Source organism: Halomonas halocynthiae DSM 14573 (genome assembly GCF_000425725.1).
GTDB lineage: Bacteria > Pseudomonadota > Gammaproteobacteria > Pseudomonadales > Halomonadaceae > Halomonas > Halomonas halocynthiae.
Genome location: NZ_AUDZ01000015.1, coordinates 151,954 through 170,277, shown reverse-complemented (window position 1 = coordinate 170,277; position 18,324 = coordinate 151,954). Strand labels below are relative to the sequence as shown.

Genomic DNA, 18,324 nt, shown 5'->3' with positions numbered 1-18,324 from the left:
GCCGGCCTCATAGTCGACGCACCTCGAAAGAAAAGGACTGGCGCAGTAGCGCGTCGCTGAAACTGTCTTGCCATGTCACGGTAATAGTCACCTGCCCAGCACTAACGTCAACATCGGCATCACCAAGTGGCAATGCCGAACGTAAAACAGCCCGCTTCCAATCGGCTAAGTCCTGAGCTGCCAGCAATGTAGAGCTACATCCGCTACCGCACCCGTTTACCACCGGCGTACTCGCAATGCCAGATACCGTATAGCTACTGAGACCTTTAGAGTTGGCGTGAATCCGCTCGCTAAGATTAAGCGCTAGTGCTTGAGCCATGCTGTAGCCATAGCTCAAACGTTGATCTTTTTGGGTTTCAATATGCAACCTAGTGAAGCCAAGCAAAGCAGTAGCCAGCAGAACAACCGCAACAAGCACCTCTATCAGCCCAGTCCCAACCTGACCACGACGCGTACTCATGAGCAGTCTGCCGTTGTCTGGCGAAGCCTGCCGCTGGACGAGAGAATGAGTGACCGTCCTGCACCACCCGCACAAAAGTGCCAGCTACCGTTGCTACCCCGTGCCTCTCCCCGCGCATTAAACACAGCTTTTGCCCGCCCGGCAGTTACGCTATGGGCTCCAAGGCGCTCACCAACACGCAGCACTGTACCGACTGACTCATCATCACCACTGAAGACGACCCAACCTTGCTTCCAGTCGTGTTTTTCACCACAAACGTGGGCGCCTCCACCTGCCGCACATACACTAACCTCTTGACCCCGAGTTACTGCCTGGTTACGAGCATAGAGCAACGCCTGCTGTACAGAGCGCACATCAGCACTAATTCGGTGTGTTTCAACAAGGCCCTGCCAAGCAGGCACGCCGACAACAGCAAGCATAGCCAGTACGCTGAGCGTAACCAGCAACTCAACTAGGGTGAAACCTGATACGACATGAGGCGCAGGATAAACGGAAGGATGCATGGTCGTCGCTGCCTATCGTGCGGGTATCTTTCCACTGTAGTGGCTTTGCACCCAAGCAACGGCGACCATGTGTAAACTATGTTGAACCAGTACGGAAATAGATCATTGGCCAGCACTACTGATCGCTGACAATTACGTCCTTTCGCAACTCAGGCGGCATGGAAAAGGTAATGGTCTCTTCGCGGCCAATCAGTTCGCTGGGCGCCTTAGCGCCAAACTCCTGCAAACGTTTAACAACGCCTTTGACCAGCACTTCAGGCGCACTGGCACCCGCTGTCACACCAACTGATGCCACACCGTCAAGCCAGTCAGCCTGCACCTGTTCAGCATTATCAATCAAGTAAGCCGGCGTACCGACTCGTTCAGCCAACTCACGTAGCCGGTTGGAGTTAGAGCTATTGGGACTTCCCACCACTAACACCAAGTCACATTCGTCGGCCAAGCCGCGAACGGCATCTTGGCGGTTCTGGGTAGCGTAGCAAATATCGTCTTTGCGCGGTCCCTCAATACCAGAAAACCGCGCACGCAACGTGTCAATCACTCTAGCGGTATCATCCATGGACAGCGTGGTCTGAGTCACATAGGCCAGCTTCGAGGCATCTTCAACCTCCAGCGACTCAGCATCCAGCTCATTTTCGACCAAATAGATACGGCCACCATGGGAGGTGTCAAAGCGCCCCATGGTGCCTTCCACCTCTGGATGGCCAGCATGGCCAATCAGCACACAGTCGTAACCGCGTCGCGCATAGCGCAACACTTCCATATGGACCTTGGTCACCAACGGACAGGTTGCATCAAAAACACGCAGGCCTCGACGCGACGCCTCTTCTTGAACGGCACGTGACACGCCATGAGCAGAAAAAATCACAATGGCATCATCCGGCACTTCGTGCAGTTCTTCGACAAATACCGCACCACGCTCACGCAGACTGTCTACCACAAAGCGGTTATGCACCACTTCATGGCGCACATAGATCGGCGGCTCAAATACGTCCAGCGCCCGATTAACAATCTCGATAGCCCGGTCAACACCGGCGCAGAAGCCACGGGGATTGGCCAGTTTGACTTGCATGTTCGCCTCGCCTCGATGCCTTGGCATCATGTATCGAAAGTAGCAACACAGAACGCCAACATCATCGCGCCAACGTTCAAGTCAGCCATTCGCTCAGTGTGTCGTCGCTGGTTTTACGTCCAGAATTTCAACGTCAAACGTCAGAGTCCGGCCTGCCAGCGGATGATTAAAGTCAACCTCAACCTGGTTGTCATCAACCGACTTGATCACTCCTGGCAACTCCCCACCGCTAACGTCAGAAAATGACATCACGACGCCCTCTTCCGGCACTTCGGCTTCGAACTGGTCTCGGGACATCAATTGCACATTTTGTGGATTATGCTGACCGAAGCCATGCTCGGGGCTGATTTCAAACGTACCAGACTGACCGGCACTCATCCCCTGCAAATGATGTTCGAAGCCCGGCGGCAAATTACCATCACCCACCTGGAAAGTCGCCGGCGACTTGTCGCGCGTACTGTCCAGTTCGGTACCGTCTTCAAGCTTCAGAGTGAAGTGCAGTGTCACTTCCATGCCATCGTCGATGCGATAGCCAACTGTCTGGGAATCACTCATAGAGAGTCTCCATCACGATAACAGGCGTACTAAATAGTAATCCAAGCATTGCGCATACAATAAAGGCATCAGACTCGGCCCTTAGACTGGCGCTTGGCACGCAGGCGCTCGCCAAACAGCGACTCCCAAATCAAACCCATTGCCCCCAACGTGATGGCAACATCTGCCACATTGAAAGCAGGGTAATACCATCCAGCGACATGAAACGACAAAAAATCCACCACGTAACCATGCACCAGACGATCATAAAGGTTGCCCAGCGCGCCGCCGATAATCAGCGCTAGGACAGCCCCCATCAATTTTTCATCAGCGCGCAAACGGCTAAGCCAAATCGCTAAGCCAACACTGGCCACCACCGCAATGGTAGAGAACAGCCAGCGTTGCCAGCCGGGATGATCGGCAAGAAAGCTGAATGCCGCGCCGGTGTTATGCAGCAGCGTCAAATTAAAAAACGGCAGCACAGGCTGCGGCTGAGCATACCCCAGCCACGCGGAAGCCATGGCTTTGGTGGCCAGGTCTAACGCAATGACCACCAAAGAGAGCAACAACCACCGTAACGGTTGCTGCATGGGCGGCTGTTTGACCATGCTTTCAGCGTCGTTAGCCTGCCGTTTGTCGTTCACCTCTGGACTATCCGCCCGGTGCTTGTCCATTGTATCTCCGCTTGGCTCACGCTTTCCGGCCTTATGCATAGTGACGCGTCTCGCCTTTACCATCCGGCAAATTGCTTACACAACGCCCGCATAAGTCGTCATGCCCTGCATGCTGACCAACATCTGGGCGGTGGTGCCAGCAACGCTCACATTTTTTATGCTCGCTGGTCATTACGGCAACTTTCAGCCCATCAAGTTCAGTGGCCTCTGCAGCCTCTCCATCCGCTAGAGGTGACAAATGCACATCGCTTGTCAGCATCACAAAACGCAGTTCATCCCCCAACGCTTCCAGCGTACTGCGTAGGCTATCATCCACATACAGAGTAACTTCTGCGGCTAGGCTGCCCTTGATAACCTTGGCGTTACGCGCCTCTTCCAAGCATTTATTCACTGCCTGTTTGACGTTAAGCACACGCTCCCAGAACTCGCGCCCCATCGCAGCGCCATCAGCCAGGGTGCCAAGCTCGGTGTAATATTCTTCAAGCAGCACGCTGTCAGCTCGCGACCCTGGAATATTTTCGAAAATCTCTTCTGCCGTAAAGCTGATGATCGGGGCAACCCAACGCGCCAGCGCCTGCACCACATGATAGAGCGCCGTTTGAGCACTGCGACGCGCCACTGAGTCAGCCTGAGTGGTGTACTGGCGGTCCTTAATTACATCCAAATAGAAGCCGCCCAGCTCACGAGCACAGAAACCATGCACCTGCTGATAAACATCCAGGAAACGGTATTCGTCATAGGCCGTTTGAATACGTGACTGCAACTGAGCGGCACGGTCCACCACCCACTGGTCAAGCGCCAGCATGTCATCAAAAGCCAGCGCGTCACGTTCAGGATCAAAACCGTTCAGGTTAGCTAACAAAAAGCGCGACGTGTTACGAATGCGGCGATACACATCGGCTGTACGCTTGAGGATCTCATCAGAAACCGCCATTTCACCCGAGTAGTCAGCGGACGCTACCCACAAGCGCAGAATATCTGCCCCCATCTTGTCCATAACTGCCTGAGGAGCCACGACATTACCCAACGATTTGGACTGTTTTCGCCCCTTCTCATCCACGGTAAAACCATGAGTCAGAAGCTGTCGATAGGGCGGATGACCGTCAATGGCTGCACCGGTCAACAGCGACGAGTGGAACCAGCCGCGATGTTGGTCCGAGCCTTCCAGGTACAGGTCTGCACGCGGGCCTTGCTCATGGCCATAAGGATGCGACCCACGCAGTACATGGTAGTGAGTGGTGCCGGAGTCAAACCACACATCTAGCGTATCTGTGGCTTTGTCGTAGTTTTCGGCCTCATCACCCAGCAGCTCAGCAGGGTCAAGATTAAACCAAGCATCAATGCCTTCAGCTTCGACGCGTTTGGCGGCTTCTTCCATCAACTCAACGGTGCGCGGATGCAGCTCACCAGTCTGCTTGTGCAGGAAGAAAGGAATCGGCACCCCCCAGTTGCGCTGACGCGAGATACACCAGTCTGGGCGGTTGGCAATCATGGCATGTAGCCGCGCCTTCCCCCAAGCTGGGGTAAAGGTCGTCGCCTCGACACCTTCCAGCGCCTTTTCACGCAAGGTTCGGCCGTCATGTCCGGCAAGATCCATACCGACAAACCACTGAGCCGTCGCACGATAGATCACCGGCGTTTTGTGACGCCAGCAATGCATGTAGCTATGAGTTATCGACTGGTGCGCCATCAACGCATCCACTGCATCCAGCTTGGCGACAATTTGCAGATTGGCTTTCCAGATCATCTGCCCGCCAAAGAACGGCAGGTCATCGGCATACACGCCGTTACTGCCCACCGGGCTTTCAATTTCATCAAAGCTCATGCCGTAGGCACGGCAGGTATTGAAGTCGTCTACGCCGTAGGCTGGAGCCGAATGAACAATACCGGTACTACCAACGTCGGACTCCACATAGTCAGCCAGATATACCGGCGAACGCCGCGGGTAGAACGGGTGGTCAAACGCGATTAGCTCCAGCCGCTCACCGCTGGCAGTCGCAATAATGTCACCCGTCAGACCAAAGCGTTCCAGACAGCTTTCAACCAGCTCCTCAGCCAACAGCAGCAAACGATTACCCACATCCACCAGCGCATAAGTGAACTCAGGGTGTACATTAAGGGCCTGGTTAGCCGGAATAGTCCAAGGTGTGGTGGTCCAGATAACTACCGCTGCAGGCTTAGGCAGCGTATCCATGCCAAAGGCCGCCGCCAATTTCTCAGGTTCAGCACACGAGAACGCCACGTCAATGGCATCAGACTGCTTATCGGCATACTCAACTTCTGCTTCAGCTAAGGCCGAACCACAGTCAAAGCACCAGTTAACCGGCTTGAGTCCCTTAAAGACATAGCCACCTTTCACCATTTCCGACAACGCACGAATCTCACCCGCCTCATTGGTGAAATCCATAGTGCGGTAGGGGTTCGCCCAGTCCCCCATCACACCCAACCGAATGAACCCTTGACGCTGCTCATCAATTTGCTCGGCGGCATATTCACGGCACAGCGCACGCGCCTGCTGCGACTCCAAGTGCTTACCATGCGTTGTTTCAACTTTGTGCTCAATGGGCAAACCATGACAGTCCCAACCCGGCACATACGGCGCATCAAAACCTGCCAAGTTTTTGGACTTGACGATAATATCTTTAAGAATCTTGTTCAGCGCATGGCCAATATGGATACTACCATTGGCATATGGAGGGCCATCGTGCAGCACAAACAGCTCACGACCAGCACGCGCTTCACGCAGGCGGTGGTAAATATCCATTTCCTGCCACTGAGCCAGCCTTGCAGGCTCCCGCTTAGGTAGCATGCCGCGCATGGGGAATTCGGTTTCTGGCAGATTCAGAGTGTGTTTGTAGTCGCTCATAATCCTGGAGGTCAGCCGTCGTCATGGTCGGTGGGAAACGCCACCGAGGAGTCAGAAATCGCGGCTTCGCACGCCAACGGCGCCGATGCCAGAGGAAGAGTATCTTGCTCAGCCCGAGCCTTGGCAAATAACCGCCGTGCCCGCTGCTGGTCATGCTGTATCTGAGTGCGCAGCGCATCAATACCATCAAACTTCATTTCACCGCGCAGCTTGGCGCAAGGCACGACCACCAATCGTTGGCCGTACAAATTCCCGTCGAAATCAAACAGGTGTACTTCAAGTATTGGCCGCTCGCTACCTACTGTGGGACGCCAGCCTATATTCATTACGCTATCGAAGCGCTCGCCACTGGGCAGTTCGGCAACCGCTGCGTACACGCCCTTCAGCGCCATAGGGCGCTGTAATTGAGGTAGATTCGCCGTGGGCGTGCCGATGGTGCGACCTAGCTGGCGATCCCGCACCACGCGGCCGCTCAACCAGTAAGGGTGCCCCAGCATTCGTGCGGTTTGTGCGAAGTTGCCACTGGCTAACAGCGTACGTACCCGAGTGCTAGATACGCGCTCCCCATCCAGCAGAAACGTTCGGGTATGCTCAACCGTAAAGCCGAGGTGGTCTCCAGCGCGCTGTAATAACGTGAAGTCACCTCGCCTATCACAGCCAAAGCGGAAGTCATCACCCACCACCAGATGGCGTACACCCAGCCCCCCAACCAGCACACGAGCAATGAACTCGTCGGCTGTCAGACTACGCAAGGCATCATTGAACGGCAGGCACAGAACCTGGTCCACGCCCTGCTCAGCTAATAGCTGAAGTTTATCGCGCAGGCGACTAAGCCGTGGTAGCGCTTGGTCACCAGCAAAAAACTCCCGTGGCTGAGGCTCAAACACCACCACACAAACCGGCACCCCTAGGGTACTGGCGTGTTCGCGCAGTTGCTCAAGAATGGCCTGGTGGCCGCGGTGCACACCATCGAAGTTACCAATGGTTGCCACGCAGCCACGATGCGCCTCGCGCAGATTGTGCAATCCCCGAATCAGTTGCATGGGCGTTATGCCAGGTTACCAAAATGAATAAAATCGTTAACGCCACCAAAAGCTGGCGATAAACCAAGTAAAGAGGTCGATTATAACGGACCGAGACCGCCTTGACAGCCGCCTACTACTCGCCAAGGCTATACACGTCAACAAAGACCTTAGTTAATAATGCGAAAATGCCTCAGGCGCATACCAAGCGCCGCAAGCCAAGCAAAATATATTGCTGTACCTACCACCACCAACAGCAACAGCCAGCTAACTCGTTGCCACAACGACCAACCAAGCCACTGCTGCCACTCCGGCATCAACCAGCTCAGTCCAATGCCCATCAATACACAACCGCCAACCAGCTGTACCGCGTAACGCCGCCAACCCGGTTGAAAAACCAGCACCCCATCACGATACAGCAGCCAGCCCAGCAAGCCAGCATTGAGGAATGCAGACATTGCCGTAGCCAGCGCTAGGCCAGCATGGGCCAACGGCCAAATCAGCAGCAAGTTAAACAACATATTGGCAACCATGGCCACAATGCCAACCTTCACTGGCGTTTTGGTGTCTTGTCGCGCAAAAAAGCCCGGCGCCAGCACCTTGATCAACATAAACGCCACCAGCCCCACCGAATAGGCTCGCAAGCTCATCGCTGACATGCTGATGTCATGATCGGTCATGGCGCCGTAGTGAAACAGCGTGATCAACAGCGGCTCCGCCAACACCGTAAGCGCCAATGCAGCAGGCAAACCAAGTAACAGCACGGTACGAATCGCCCAGTCCAGCATCGCCGCAAAATGCTCGCTTGACTGATCCGCATGACGTCTCGACAACGCTGGCAGAATCACCGTACCAATGGCAACGCCAAACACACCTAACGGAAGCTCAACCAAGCGGTCGGAATAATACAGCCAAGATACGCTGCCCGCGGCCAGCAACGAAGCCAGCACAGTATCCAATAGCAGGTTGATCTGCGACACCGACACACCAAACAACGCCGGCGCCATCAGCTTCATGATGCGCCTCACGCCTTCATGAGCGAAGTTCGGCCACGGTTTAGGCATCAAGCCAAGCCGAGCCAGAAACGGCACCTGAAACACGAGTTGGGCGGCACCCGCAATTAACACGCCCCAAGCCAGCGCCATGGCCGGACTAGCCAACAGTGGAGTTAACAGCAGCGCTGCCCCAATCAATGACAGGTTGAGCAGGACAGGCGTAAATGCCGGCACGGCAAAACGATTCCACGTATTGAGCACACTGCCAGAAAACGCCGTTAACGAAATCAAAAACAAGTAAGGAAACGTCAGCCGCAGCATGTCAGCGGTCAATGCCAACTTTTCCGGGTCACGCGAAAAGCCTGGCGCAAAAGCCCATACCAGCCAAGGCGCGGCAAACATTGCCAGCGCTGTAATCAATAGCAACACCACGGCCAAACTACCTGCTGTGGCGTCTAATAATTCACGCACCTCTTCTTTGCTTCGTTGAGTGGCGTATTCCGACAGCACCGGCACAAAAGCCTGGTTAAACGCCCCTTCAGCAAACAGTCGGCGCAAAAAATTAGGGATCTTAAAAGCGACAAAGAAAGCATCTGCGCCCGAGCCTGCACCAAATAGAGCGGCAATCACCACATCTCGCGCCAAGCCCATGACTCGCGACAACATCGTCATAACACTGACGATCATTCCCGAGCGCATTAAACCACCACGCCGATGTGTCAGGGCAGGCGCGTTGTCATTAGCTGCAGAGGGCTCGGGCGGCAGGGCTGGTTTATTCAAGACGCCTCCTTAATTCGCCAGATAAGAAATACACAAGACCTTGTAGACACAAAAAAAACCGGCCGTAGCCGGTTTTTTATTGGCATGCCCGCACTCAAACAGGCAACCAGAGGCGTCCGGCGTATTACGCAGCCAAAGCCTTGATACGCTTGTTCAAACGACTCTTCAAGCGTGCTGCCTTTTTCTTGGACAGTACATCCTTGTCAGCAATGCGATCGATAACCCGCTGCGCCTGCTGGAATTCCGCCATGGCAACAGCATGGTCACCACCGTTAATCGCCTTGATGACGCGCTTGATATACGTACGAACCAGGCTACGCTGGCCAGATTTCAGTACACGACGGCCTTCAGCCTGACGGGCGCGCTTTTTGGCTTGCTTACTATTAGCCACTGACTGTCTCCTTGGAGAAAGTTGTCGCCATCAACGTTATTGACGGCATATGATAAGTATTTGACTTAACAGGGAAATACAAACCTCCCCGCCAAAATGACCATTTTGTCGACTGCGTTTGAACCACGCAATCGTACGGGTCGTGTCTGAGAGGATGGCGCATCCTATCACGCCAAACGCCCGCCTGCTAGCCTTGTCAAGAGCAGACGCAAATCTCTGGGCTTCGCCTTACCCTCTCCTGAGGCCGCATATTCCAGCATGACGCTAAAGCACAACCAGGTTGTCGCGATGAATCAGCTCCGGACCTTCTATGTAACCAAGAATCGTCTCGATACGCCGACTGGGCTGCCCCAACAGCTTACGCGCATCAACGGCACCATAGTTGACCAGACCTTTAGCCACTCGCTGGCCGCCCTCATCAAGGCACAACACCATATCACCACGCACAAAATCACCGCTCAGCGCCTTAACTCCTACAGGCAGCAGGCTAGAACCACTACTTCTCAGCACGTTTACTGCACCTGCATCCAGCGTAACACTACCCCGCACCTGCAGCTGGCCTGCTAACCAGCGCTTACGTGCCGCAATAGGTGCTTGATCTGGCGTCAACAAAGTGCCTAGCGCCTCGCCCGAGGCCAAACGCGTCAGCACACTTGGCTGACGACCACTGGCAATCACTGTCACGGCACCAGAACGCGCAGCGAGACGCGCGGCTCTCACCTTAGTACTCATACCTCCACGCCCCAGCGCACCACCGCCGCCGGCCACTGCGGCAAGCTGTGGATCACTGGCTCGCCCTTCACTGATCATCTGCGCCCGTGAATTATGGCGCGGGTCTGCATCAAATAACCCTTCCTGATCCGTAAGAATGACCAGCGCATCGGCTTCCAGCAAATTAGCTACCAGAGCGCCTAAGGTATCGTTGTCGCCAAAGCGGATCTCATCAGTGACTACCGTGTCATTTTCATTAATCACTGGCACAACGTGCAACCCAACCAGCGTACGCAGTGCCGACCGCGCATTAAGGTAACGCTTACGGTTGGAGAGATCGTCATGAGTCAGCAAGACTTGAGCCGTGATCAAGCCATGGCGCTCAAAATGACTCTCATAACACTCAGTCAAACCATTTTGGCCTACCGCAGCAGCCGCCTGAAGCTCATGCACGGTAGACGGCCTAACCCGCCAGCCTAACCGCACCATTCCAGCGGCTACCGCTCCAGATGACACCAGTATCACTTCAATACCACGCTGGTGCAGTACCGCAATCTGGTCAACCCAGCCACCGATTGCCGCGTCATCAAGATCTCGACCATCATTGGTCAGCAGCGCACTACCGATCTTGACCACAACTCGGCGCATAGACTTTAGGGCTTCACGCCCAGGTACCTGTTCCTTGCTCGCCATCCTGCCCTCAACTCCAGGAACGCTCAGGGTGCATACTCGATTTTGACGTCATAGTCGTCATCATCGAAATCATCATCGTCGTCACCTTCATCGAGACGCTTACGACGCTGATGCCCCAAACGGGTCTCAGTCCTCGCTACCGCTTCATCTTCCATACGACGACACATTTCCCGCTCATACTCTGCGGCCTGCTCATCCTCACTCTCAAGCTGACGCTGTTCGGTCAGCCAGCGATGCGCCGCCTGCACTAACGCCGACGTACCTTCGCCACTGATGGCCGAAATGCAGAACACTGGCCCGTCATGCTCCAAGCGCGCAAGGATGTCATCAACCACAACATCGCGCTGGTCTTCAGGTAACAGGTCCAGTTTATTGAGCACCAGCCAGCGAGGGCGCTCGGCTAGAGTCGGCGAAAACTGACCAAGCTCAAGCGTAATAGCTTGTGCAGCATCTACTGGGTCAGACTCATCAAACGGCGCGACATCAACCACATGAAACAATAACCGCGTGCGCGTCAGGTGCTTAAGAAAACGCAACCCAAGCCCTGCCCCATCAGAGGCCCCCTCAATCAACCCCGGCACATCAGCCATCACGAAATGCTCATGCTGGCCCAGTTTCACCACGCCGAGATTAGGCACTAGCGTAGTAAACGGATAGTTAGCCACCTTAGGCTTAGCAGCCGACACCGAGCGAATCAGTGTTGACTTACCTGCATTCGGCAAGCCCAGCAGCCCCACATCCGCCATGACTTTCATTTCAAGACGCAGGTTGCGGCGTTCACCATCAGTGCCTTGCGTCGTACGGCGCGGCGCGCGATTAGTGGATGACTTGAAGTGAATGTTACCAAGCCCTCTGCGACCGCCCTGAGCCACCAATACCACTTGGCCAATTTCAGTCACATCAGCAATGACTTCGAGGGTATCTTCATCGATCACTGTCGTACCGACCGGCACCTTGACGTGCAAATCCTCACCGGCACGACCACTCATCTGCTTGCCCTGACCAGGCCGACCATTGGTGGCTTTATAGAAACGCTGGTACCTGAAATCAATCAGCGTATTGAGCGCATCATCACCGATCAGATAGACACTACCGCCATGACCGCCATCACCGCCATCGGGGCCGCCTTTAGGCACGTACTTCTCACGGCGGAAACTCATGCAACCACTTCCGCCATTACCGGCTTCCGCGATGATCGAGGCTTCGTCGACGAACTGCATCTAACAATCTCCTGACGGACAATACCGTCATGATACAAAAAGGCCCCGCTGTGGCGGGGCCTTTTATACTACAGGTTCGGGCAGTCTCAGGCAGAGACGATGCTCACGAACTTGCGGTTTTTCGGACCCTTGGTCTCGAACTTGACCACGCCTTCGCCCAGAGCAAACAGGGTGTGATCTTTGCCGATACCAACACCATTACCGGCGTGGAACTTGGTGCCGCGCTGGCGGACGATGATGTTGCCCGGTGCCACAGCCTGGCCACCAAACAGCTTCACGCCCAAACGCTTGGATTCACTATCGCGACCGTTCCGTGTGGAACCCGCTGCCTTCTTATGAGCCATTGTAACGTCCTCGCTCGTTCAGGGGATACGCTTACGCGCTGATCCCGGTGATCTTAACTTCAGTAAACCACTGACGGTGGCCCTGACGACGCATGCTGTGCTTGCGGCGACGGAACTTGATGATAGTCACTTTCTCGCCACGGCCGTGAGACACGACCTCTGCAGACACTTTAGCGCCTTCAAGCATCGGCGCACCGATCTTGACATCATCATCGTTGCCGATCAGCAGCACTTCATCAAAGTCGATGGTTTCGCCTGTCGGAACTTCCAGCTTCTCAAGCTTGAGGGTCTGGCCTTCCTGAACGCGGTACTGCTTACCGCCGCTCTTGATAATTGCGTACATGTTTCTCTCTCCGAAACTCATCGTGGGTTGGCTCTTTATCAGCCTGCTTCGAGTGGCGCCGCTTTTGGCAGCCATCTGACAGGGAGCATGATGAGTGGGTCGCGGATTATAACGCCACATACACTCAACGACAAGCCAATCCACCCATTACTCGCTAACGCACTGATACAGCCACCTGGCTTGCCAACATCACCAAGCCAAAACCCAACTGACATGGCTTGACGCCCACAGTGCCGCCCCATAGCATGACCGCTGAATTACCCTATTGACTTCACGTTTTGCCGACTCGGCCTCACCTACCGTCGAATGCTTTCATGACAGCCAACTCTGCGCCATCGCTTAGCACTATCATCCCGACGGGCCCAGTACATGCCGTTGTGGCTGATGACTTCCTCGCCGTCAACCGCACCCTGCTGGCCCAGCTGACCTCGCGTATTCCGCTGGTCGAGACCATTGGCCAGTACATCATTGAAAGCGGCGGCAAGCGCATGCGCCCACTGCTCGTGCTGTTGGCTGCACGCAGTGTCGGCTATCAAGGTGATCAGCACATCACCTTGGCCAGCCTGGTCGAGTTCATGCACACCTCTACCCTGCTGCACGATGACGTAGTGGATGAGTCTCACATGCGTCGAGGTCGCCCAACCGCCAACGACGCATGGGGCAATGCCCCCTCAGTACTGGTTGGCGACTTCCTCTATTCACGCTCCTTCCAGATGATGGTCAACGTCGGCTCGATGCGCATCATGAAGGTTCTGTCAGCCGCCACCTGCGTCATCGCCGAAGGTGAAGTTCAACAGTTGGTTAACGTTGGCAACCCTGACGTCAGCGAAGCCACCTACTTCGAGACCATTCAGGGCAAAACCGCCATGCTATTCGAGGCCGCCTCACATAGCGGCGCTATTGTCGCAGGGGCCACACCAGAACAAGAAAGCGCCCTGCAACACTACGGTCGCTATCTTGGCTTGGCTTTTCAGCTTATCGATGACTTACTCGATTATCAGGGCGATGCCAGCACTATGGGCAAGAACGTCGGCGATGACTTGGCTGAAGGCAAGCCAACCTTACCACTGATCCGTGCCATGCAAACCGGCACACCCGAGCAGGCCAAGCTGATCCGCCAAGCCATTCGCAAAGGCGGCCTGGAGCAGCTCGACGACATATTAGCTATTGTCCATAACACCGGGGCTCTAGACTACACGCGCCAACGCGCCGAAGAGATGATCGACAAGGCCCTCGCCCAACTTGATGCCCTACCCGAATCAGCGTACCGCGACGCCATGACGCAACTGGCTCATATGGCCATCAATCGACACGCCTGAGCACGTCATAAACGCCCAACGCAGCTTGCAACTGCGCTGAAAAAAGGTAGAATACGTCACCGTTGAGGCGACACACTCAGACTCAGCGCATCCCGCATCTGCATCGGAGTATAGCTCAGCTTGGTAGAGCGCTGCCTTCGGGAGGCAGAGGTCGTAGGTTCGAATCCTGCTACTCCGACCAAATATTTCAATGCCTTAGAATTTTTATCTATCACACTTTCAAACCCTGCGTGACCAAAGTGTGGGTGGCTAATATCCTCGGTCTTGCCGGGGGTTTTGTTTTTCTGGTCCCTCTTTTTGATCCAATACTAAAATAACCGTGACCCAGCAACAGTAGACACTGGTTTAAACGATTACTCGAGCTTCAAATGCTTCTGGACTGATCATTCCAACAACCCAAAACTTCATGGCACCTCCTTCCGCTTATCCAGACACGCCCAGACGAGAGCCGCCACCCAGCCCACAAACGTCCAACCAGCTACCACGTTGAGCGCGCTGATAGCGAGGGCATTAAGCATATTGCGCCATGCTGCGATGATCATCGGAATGAAGTAGACCGCGACTACTAGCGCCAACGCCAGCAACGGGTGAATGGGTAAATTGTGAATCACGCCAGCCATATGACTTCCTTGTTCTACCTTCCATAATACTTGCCTAGGTTAGGCTCAGAAACAAGCAGGCTGATCACATATCGGAAAAGTGAGTTAGCGATGAAATCGCAGGACGACCGGTCACACAAATAATCCAGTTAACATTCCTGTATCATTCAGCCCCCTCCCCATACCGCACCTAGAAGAAGTCTTCCTCCTTGCGCGGGGATTAAAGCAAGAGGGGTAAACGAAAAAAGCCCCCGAAGGGGCTAAACAGGTGAAATAATGACTCACCGGTCAATCAGTGACTGATCATCCAAGGCCGCATAGAGGGAAACATTTTTTTCCCGTCGGCTGTGTAGAACAACATCGACTTACCCGGTTTGGGCGAACCGCAGCCACACCTGTTGCTGTGTTCTTTGTCGTTCGCTCGGCGATCGGCGGTTGAGAACACAGGCTCGTGGCGGGAACGTTCATTCCTATCCTGAGCCTTACGCTTTGCCGGATCCATAGCTGTAATTTCCGGCGGTAGTATAACCACTCTGGCTGACAGTGCCTTGCAGGTGGGACATTCTGCTGGCTTGGCGCTGTCGGCCATGGTCGCCAATGTGTTGAACAAACCATGTTCGCGGCACTTGTAGTCATACACAGGCATGGCTGTTACTCCTTATCTTTCTTATCTTTCTTATCTTTCGACAGTGGTACATCCATTCCCTCAGTGACCATCTTCTTCGGACCGTCAGCACAGGGATTGATATCGAAATCAAAGATGCCCGTTGGCAACCAGAGCGTGGCGCAGGCGTTGGGGATATCCACCACGCCGCTGATATGGCCTTCCACCGGCGCGCAACCCAGAATCGCGTACGCCTGTGCTTTGGTGTAACCGAACTTGGTTAAGTATTCGATAGCGTTCAGGCAGGCCTGACGATAGGCCACGTGCACGTCCAGATAATGCTGGCCGCCGTCTTCGTCTACTGAGATGCCTTCAAAAATCACGTAGTCGTCGTAACGGGGCTTGATCGGGCTGGGCTTGAAGACTGGGTTCTTGATTCCGTACTTCTTGATGCCATCCTTGATCAGATTAACCCGCAGGTGAATCCAGCCGGCCATTTCGATGGCACCACAAAAGGTGATCTCGCCGTCACCCTGGCTGAAGTGAAGGTCGCCTACCGACAGGCCTGCGCCGTCTACGTACACCGGAAAATAGATCTTGGAGCCACGGGAAAGGTCTTTGATGTCACAGTTACCGCCATGCTCACGGGGCGGTACAGTGCGGGCACCTTCAGCACCTGCGGCTTTGGCCGCATCGCCTTTCAGCTGGCCCATGTGGGCAGTATCGCCATTCGGCAGGGTCGCCAGTTCCGGCACGCGCTCGGGATCTGTAGCGACCAGCCCAGCCTCACGCTTGTTCCATGTGTCCAGCAGCTCTCGGGACGGCAGACACCCGATCAGACCGGGATGAATCATCCCAGCAAACTCCACGTTGGGAATGTGGCGGGACTTGGTGAACATGCCGTTGAAGTCCCAGACGCTTTTCTGTGCATCCGGAAAATGCTCGGTAAGAAAGCCACCACCATTTTGCTTGGAGAAGAAGCCATTAAAACCCCATTGGCTCTCTTTGAAAGTGCCGATATCAAGGATATCCACTTCCAGTAGATCGCCAGGCTCCGCGCCTTCCACTCCAATCGGGCCAGACAGGAAGTGCACCTGGCTGAGATCCACGTCGCGCACATCGTCGGCGTTGTCGTCATTCTTGATCTGCCCACCCGTCCAGTCGTAGCACTCGACGATGAAGTCATCGCCCGGCTTAACAGTAGCCACCATCGGAATATCCGGGTGCCAGCGATTGTGGATTTTATCGTTCTCATAGGCCGACTTGTTCAGATCAATCTTGATAATGGTTTCAGCCATAACCGAGGCTCCTTAGTATTATTGGTTTAGGTATTTAGGTAACAGCGTCACTATCCGCAATCCACCTCCGAGGGAGGTATTCGCGAAACACCCCCGGTGCCTACGTCATTCGATATACTTGTGCACGGTGACAGCCCGAGCACCAGCCGGTTTCAGCCGCTGGGGAATAACCCGCAGCGGCTGAAATCGGTAAGCAGCATAGCCATTTCATAAAAACAGGATTTGCGCACTGTTTTTTCTTGTTGTAATGACATGTAGTACCCCTTTAATTCCCTGCAGGGAGACTGAGCCGGTGAAGATAAGGGCTATCAACTTCTCCGCTTAGCTCGTCAAAGGCTGGCAGATGCCAAGATCCTTCAATATGGCCAAGGTCATCCCTCTTCGTCAAGCTCGCCCAAAAGAGCTAGCCCATCCTAGTTTGTGTACAACACATTCACCAACGACTTTAGGCTGCCACATCGCAGAGCCTGCAAAACCAGCTGCATCGGGTATCAATAATTGACCACTGTTGCTGAGTAAGATCAAACCCAGTTAGCCCGGTGAGCAAAGACGGCTAGGCCCCGCTGCTGCTCACCATCCGAGTGATAACTTCTGTGTGTCCACCGTGTGACGTACACCTGTCATGTCTTGACTTCCACTGCCACTCTGGGTCATTGTTACGCGAGCAAGAGCCTCGTAACCTTCTGATTTAAAAGACTGTGAAAAAGATACATGGATTCAGGAGACAGAGGTCGTAGGTTCGAACCCTGCGACTCCGACCAAAATTTTCAGTACGTTAGCTAAAACGCCTATTCATCCCTCTCCAGCCATATTCAACAGTTACGCTAGATTAAAATTAACGCCATTTATTTGAAACGTCGCCAAACCACAAATGACACGTTAAATAAATTTAAAGAAAACGAATAAAACTTCTGGTTCCTGTATGAATGAGCGTCAGACAGGCCCTCTTGGCCAGGTCAGTGATTTCGATATACGTATGCTGCGAGTTTTCAAAGCTGTCGTAGAGTGTGGTGGCTTTACTGCCGCGGAGGATGTGCTTGGCATCAGCCGCTCAGCAATCAGTTTACATATGAACGACCTAGAGCGGCGTTTAGGGCTCAGGCTTTGCCAACGCGGCCGAGGTGGGTTTTCGCTGACAGAAGAGGGGCGACAGGTTTATGAAGCAGGACTGACTCTGCTGGCGTCACTTGAAACATTTCGCACCGAAGTCAATGGGCTGCACCACACCTTGCGTGGCGAACTCAATATCGGCATCAGTGACAGCTTAGTCAGCATGCCAGAGTTACATATCACCAACAGCCTTTCAGAGCTTAAAGTTCAAGGCCCTGCCGTACGAATAAACATCGCCATGGAAGTGGCTGATAGCGTCATTCGAGGCGTCTCTGACGGCCGCTTGCATGTTGGCGTGGTTCCAAAAGTCAGCCTACCCACCAGCCTGTCTTCCAAAGAGCTGTATGACGAAACTTCACAACTTTATTGCGCTGACACTCACGCTCTTTATTCAGACACATCAGACATAAATAAAAATACACTCACTGCGTATGATGCAGTTGTTCCAAACTACCCATTATCTGAAACGGGCCGCAACGCAAATGCTTTTTTGAAAAACGCGGCATCAGCAGCAGACCGTGAGGGCGCGGCCTTCCTTATACTAACTGGCCAATATATCGGCTACTTACCCAACCATTTGGCAGCGCCATGGGTAGCTGCGGGGCGACTCAAGGCAATATCTCCTGAAAATTATTATTATCACACTACCTTTGTCACCGTAACGCGGCGTGACCGACGACCACACCGTGTACTTGAAGCGTTTCTTAACTTACTGGAAAAAGAAGCCAACACTAACTGAGACGCTTAGCGACAGCGCCTTCGTCTGAGACCAAAGCGCTGTCGCCC

18 protein-coding genes and 1 tRNA gene are annotated in these 18,324 nt (G+C 54.2%); 3 read left to right on the top strand and 16 right to left on the bottom strand.

Translation table 11 applies throughout. The features are described 5' to 3' along the window. Positions 1-7: 7 nt before the first annotated feature. The 13 genes from pilV to rplU form a co-directional block, all read right to left on the bottom strand. Complete coding sequence (gene pilV, locus H616_RS0103820) at positions 8-460, bottom strand: type IV pilus modification protein PilV (RefSeq protein WP_027966167.1); 453 nt, start codon at positions 458-460, stop codon at positions 8-10. Further along, the gene (locus H616_RS0103815) at positions 457-963 is read right to left on the bottom strand and encodes a GspH/FimT family pseudopilin (protein WP_027966166.1); all 507 of its coding nucleotides are present in this window, start codon (positions 961-963) and stop codon (positions 457-459) included. Before H616_RS0103815 ends, pilV begins: the two co-directional genes overlap by 4 nt. Positions 964-1,078: 115 nt before the next feature. After that, a complete protein-coding gene (gene ispH, locus H616_RS0103810; protein WP_084155695.1) occupies positions 1,079-2,035 on the bottom strand; it encodes a 4-hydroxy-3-methylbut-2-enyl diphosphate reductase in 957 nt (318 codons plus the stop codon). Positions 2,036-2,128: 93 nt separating this feature from the next. Beyond that, positions 2,129-2,590, bottom strand: a complete 462-nt coding sequence (gene fkpB / locus H616_RS0103805) for an FKBP-type peptidyl-prolyl cis-trans isomerase (protein ID WP_027966164.1) — start codon at positions 2,588-2,590, stop codon at positions 2,129-2,131. Positions 2,591-2,658: 68 nt separating this feature from the next. Continuing rightward, complete coding sequence (lspA, locus tag H616_RS0103800; RefSeq protein ID WP_051233956.1) at positions 2,659-3,159, bottom strand: signal peptidase II; 501 nt, start codon at positions 3,157-3,159, stop codon at positions 2,659-2,661. A gap of 115 nt (positions 3,160-3,274) precedes the next feature. Then, entirely contained in the window at positions 3,275-6,109 is a 2,835-nt protein-coding gene (gene ileS / locus H616_RS0103795; RefSeq protein WP_027966162.1) for an isoleucine--tRNA ligase, read from the bottom strand. A gap of 11 nt (positions 6,110-6,120) precedes the next feature. Next, entirely contained in the window at positions 6,121-7,152 is a 1,032-nt protein-coding gene (ribF, locus tag H616_RS0103790; protein WP_027966161.1) for a bifunctional riboflavin kinase/FAD synthetase, read from the bottom strand. 149 nt (positions 7,153-7,301) lie between these two features. Further along, positions 7,302-8,825 carry a murein biosynthesis integral membrane protein MurJ gene (gene murJ / locus H616_RS0103785; protein WP_051233954.1) on the bottom strand — a complete coding sequence of 508 codons (1,524 nt, stop codon included), beginning with the start codon at positions 8,823-8,825 and terminating at the stop codon, positions 7,302-7,304. 205 nt (positions 8,826-9,030) lie between these two features. Then, positions 9,031-9,297, bottom strand: coding sequence for a 30S ribosomal protein S20 (gene rpsT, locus H616_RS0103780; RefSeq protein WP_027966159.1), 267 nt, complete (start codon positions 9,295-9,297; stop codon positions 9,031-9,033). Between the two features lie 264 nt (positions 9,298-9,561). Continuing rightward, positions 9,562-10,701, bottom strand: a complete 1,140-nt coding sequence (gene proB / locus H616_RS0103775; RefSeq protein WP_027966158.1) for a glutamate 5-kinase — start codon at positions 10,699-10,701, stop codon at positions 9,562-9,564. A gap of 23 nt (positions 10,702-10,724) precedes the next feature. Further along, complete coding sequence (gene cgtA / locus H616_RS0103770) at positions 10,725-11,921, bottom strand: Obg family GTPase CgtA (RefSeq protein WP_027966157.1); 1,197 nt, start codon at positions 11,919-11,921, stop codon at positions 10,725-10,727. Positions 11,922-12,007: 86 nt separating this feature from the next. After that, positions 12,008-12,265, bottom strand: coding sequence for a 50S ribosomal protein L27 (gene rpmA, locus H616_RS0103765; protein WP_027966156.1), 258 nt, complete (start codon positions 12,263-12,265; stop codon positions 12,008-12,010). A gap of 31 nt (positions 12,266-12,296) precedes the next feature. Further along, positions 12,297-12,608 carry a 50S ribosomal protein L21 gene (gene rplU / locus H616_RS0103760; RefSeq protein WP_027966155.1) on the bottom strand — a complete coding sequence of 104 codons (312 nt, stop codon included), beginning with the start codon at positions 12,606-12,608 and terminating at the stop codon, positions 12,297-12,299. A gap of 314 nt (positions 12,609-12,922) precedes the next feature. Between rplU and ispB the strand changes: the two genes are divergently transcribed. Further along, entirely contained in the window at positions 12,923-13,927 is a 1,005-nt protein-coding gene (gene ispB / locus H616_RS0103750; protein WP_027966154.1) for an octaprenyl diphosphate synthase, read from the top strand. Positions 13,928-14,031: 104 nt separating this feature from the next. Further along, positions 14,032-14,108 (top strand) — tRNA-Pro (locus tag H616_RS0103745). A 223-nt stretch (positions 14,109-14,331) separates the two neighbouring features. On the opposite strand, the gene H616_RS0103740 is transcribed toward H616_RS0103745, so the two are convergent. The 3 genes from H616_RS0103740 to fmdA all read right to left on the bottom strand — a co-directional run bounded on the left by H616_RS0103740 (position 14,332) and on the right by fmdA (position 16,428). Next, complete coding sequence (locus H616_RS0103740; RefSeq protein ID WP_051233949.1) at positions 14,332-14,547, bottom strand: superinfection immunity protein; 216 nt, start codon at positions 14,545-14,547, stop codon at positions 14,332-14,334. A 271-nt stretch (positions 14,548-14,818) separates the two neighbouring features. Next, a complete protein-coding gene (locus H616_RS0103735; RefSeq protein WP_027966152.1) occupies positions 14,819-15,172 on the bottom strand; it encodes an FmdB family zinc ribbon protein in 354 nt (117 codons plus the stop codon). 5 nt (positions 15,173-15,177) lie between these two features. Then, positions 15,178-16,428, bottom strand: coding sequence for a formamidase (gene fmdA / locus H616_RS0103730; protein WP_027966151.1), 1,251 nt, complete (start codon positions 16,426-16,428; stop codon positions 15,178-15,180). Between the two features lie 922 nt (positions 16,429-17,350). Here fmdA and H616_RS0103720 point away from each other — a divergent pair. Further along, positions 17,351-18,277 (top strand): LysR family transcriptional regulator, encoded by a 927-nt coding sequence (locus H616_RS0103720; RefSeq protein WP_027966150.1) that lies wholly within the window; start codon positions 17,351-17,353, stop codon positions 18,275-18,277. The last annotated feature ends 47 nt before the right edge of the window (positions 18,278-18,324 follow it).

What these genes read in the sequence shown, in the direction of transcription:
- pilV (WP_027966167.1), bottom strand. Translation starts at nt 460, where the DNA reads ATGAGTACGCGTCGTGGTCAGGTTGGGACTGGGCTGATAGAGGTGCTT.
- H616_RS0103815 (WP_027966166.1), bottom strand. Translation starts at nt 963, where the DNA reads ATGCATCCTTCCGTTTATCCTGCGCCTCATGTCGTATCAGGTTTCACC.
- ispH (WP_084155695.1), bottom strand. Translation starts at nt 2,035, where the DNA reads ATGCAAGTCAAACTGGCCAATCCCCGTGGCTTCTGCGCCGGTGTTGAC.
- fkpB (WP_027966164.1), bottom strand. Translation starts at nt 2,590, where the DNA reads ATGAGTGATTCCCAGACAGTTGGCTATCGCATCGACGATGGCATGGAA.
- lspA (WP_051233956.1), bottom strand. Translation starts at nt 3,159, where the DNA reads ATGCAGCAACCGTTACGGTGGTTGTTGCTCTCTTTGGTGGTCATTGCG.
- ileS (WP_027966162.1), bottom strand. Translation starts at nt 6,109, where the DNA reads ATGAGCGACTACAAACACACTCTGAATCTGCCAGAAACCGAATTCCCC.
- ribF (WP_027966161.1), bottom strand. Translation starts at nt 7,152, where the DNA reads ATGCAACTGATTCGGGGATTGCACAATCTGCGCGAGGCGCATCGTGGC.
- murJ (WP_051233954.1), bottom strand. Translation starts at nt 8,825, where the DNA reads ATGCGCTCGGGAATGATCGTCAGTGTTATGACGATGTTGTCGCGAGTC.
- proB (WP_027966158.1), bottom strand. Translation starts at nt 10,701, where the DNA reads ATGGCGAGCAAGGAACAGGTACCTGGGCGTGAAGCCCTAAAGTCTATG.
- cgtA (WP_027966157.1), bottom strand. Translation starts at nt 11,921, where the DNA reads ATGCAGTTCGTCGACGAAGCCTCGATCATCGCGGAAGCCGGTAATGGC.
- rpmA (WP_027966156.1), bottom strand. Translation starts at nt 12,265, where the DNA reads ATGGCTCATAAGAAGGCAGCGGGTTCCACACGGAACGGTCGCGATAGT.
- rplU (WP_027966155.1), bottom strand. Translation starts at nt 12,608, where the DNA reads ATGTACGCAATTATCAAGAGCGGCGGTAAGCAGTACCGCGTTCAGGAA.
- ispB (WP_027966154.1), top strand. Translation starts at nt 12,923, where the DNA reads ATGACAGCCAACTCTGCGCCATCGCTTAGCACTATCATCCCGACGGGC.
- H616_RS0103740 (WP_051233949.1), bottom strand. Translation starts at nt 14,547, where the DNA reads ATGGCTGGCGTGATTCACAATTTACCCATTCACCCGTTGCTGGCGTTG.
- H616_RS0103735 (WP_027966152.1), bottom strand. Translation starts at nt 15,172, where the DNA reads ATGCCTGTGTATGACTACAAGTGCCGCGAACATGGTTTGTTCAACACA.
- fmdA (WP_027966151.1), bottom strand. Translation starts at nt 16,428, where the DNA reads ATGGCTGAAACCATTATCAAGATTGATCTGAACAAGTCGGCCTATGAG.
- H616_RS0103720 (WP_027966150.1), top strand. Translation starts at nt 17,351, where the DNA reads ATGAATGAGCGTCAGACAGGCCCTCTTGGCCAGGTCAGTGATTTCGAT.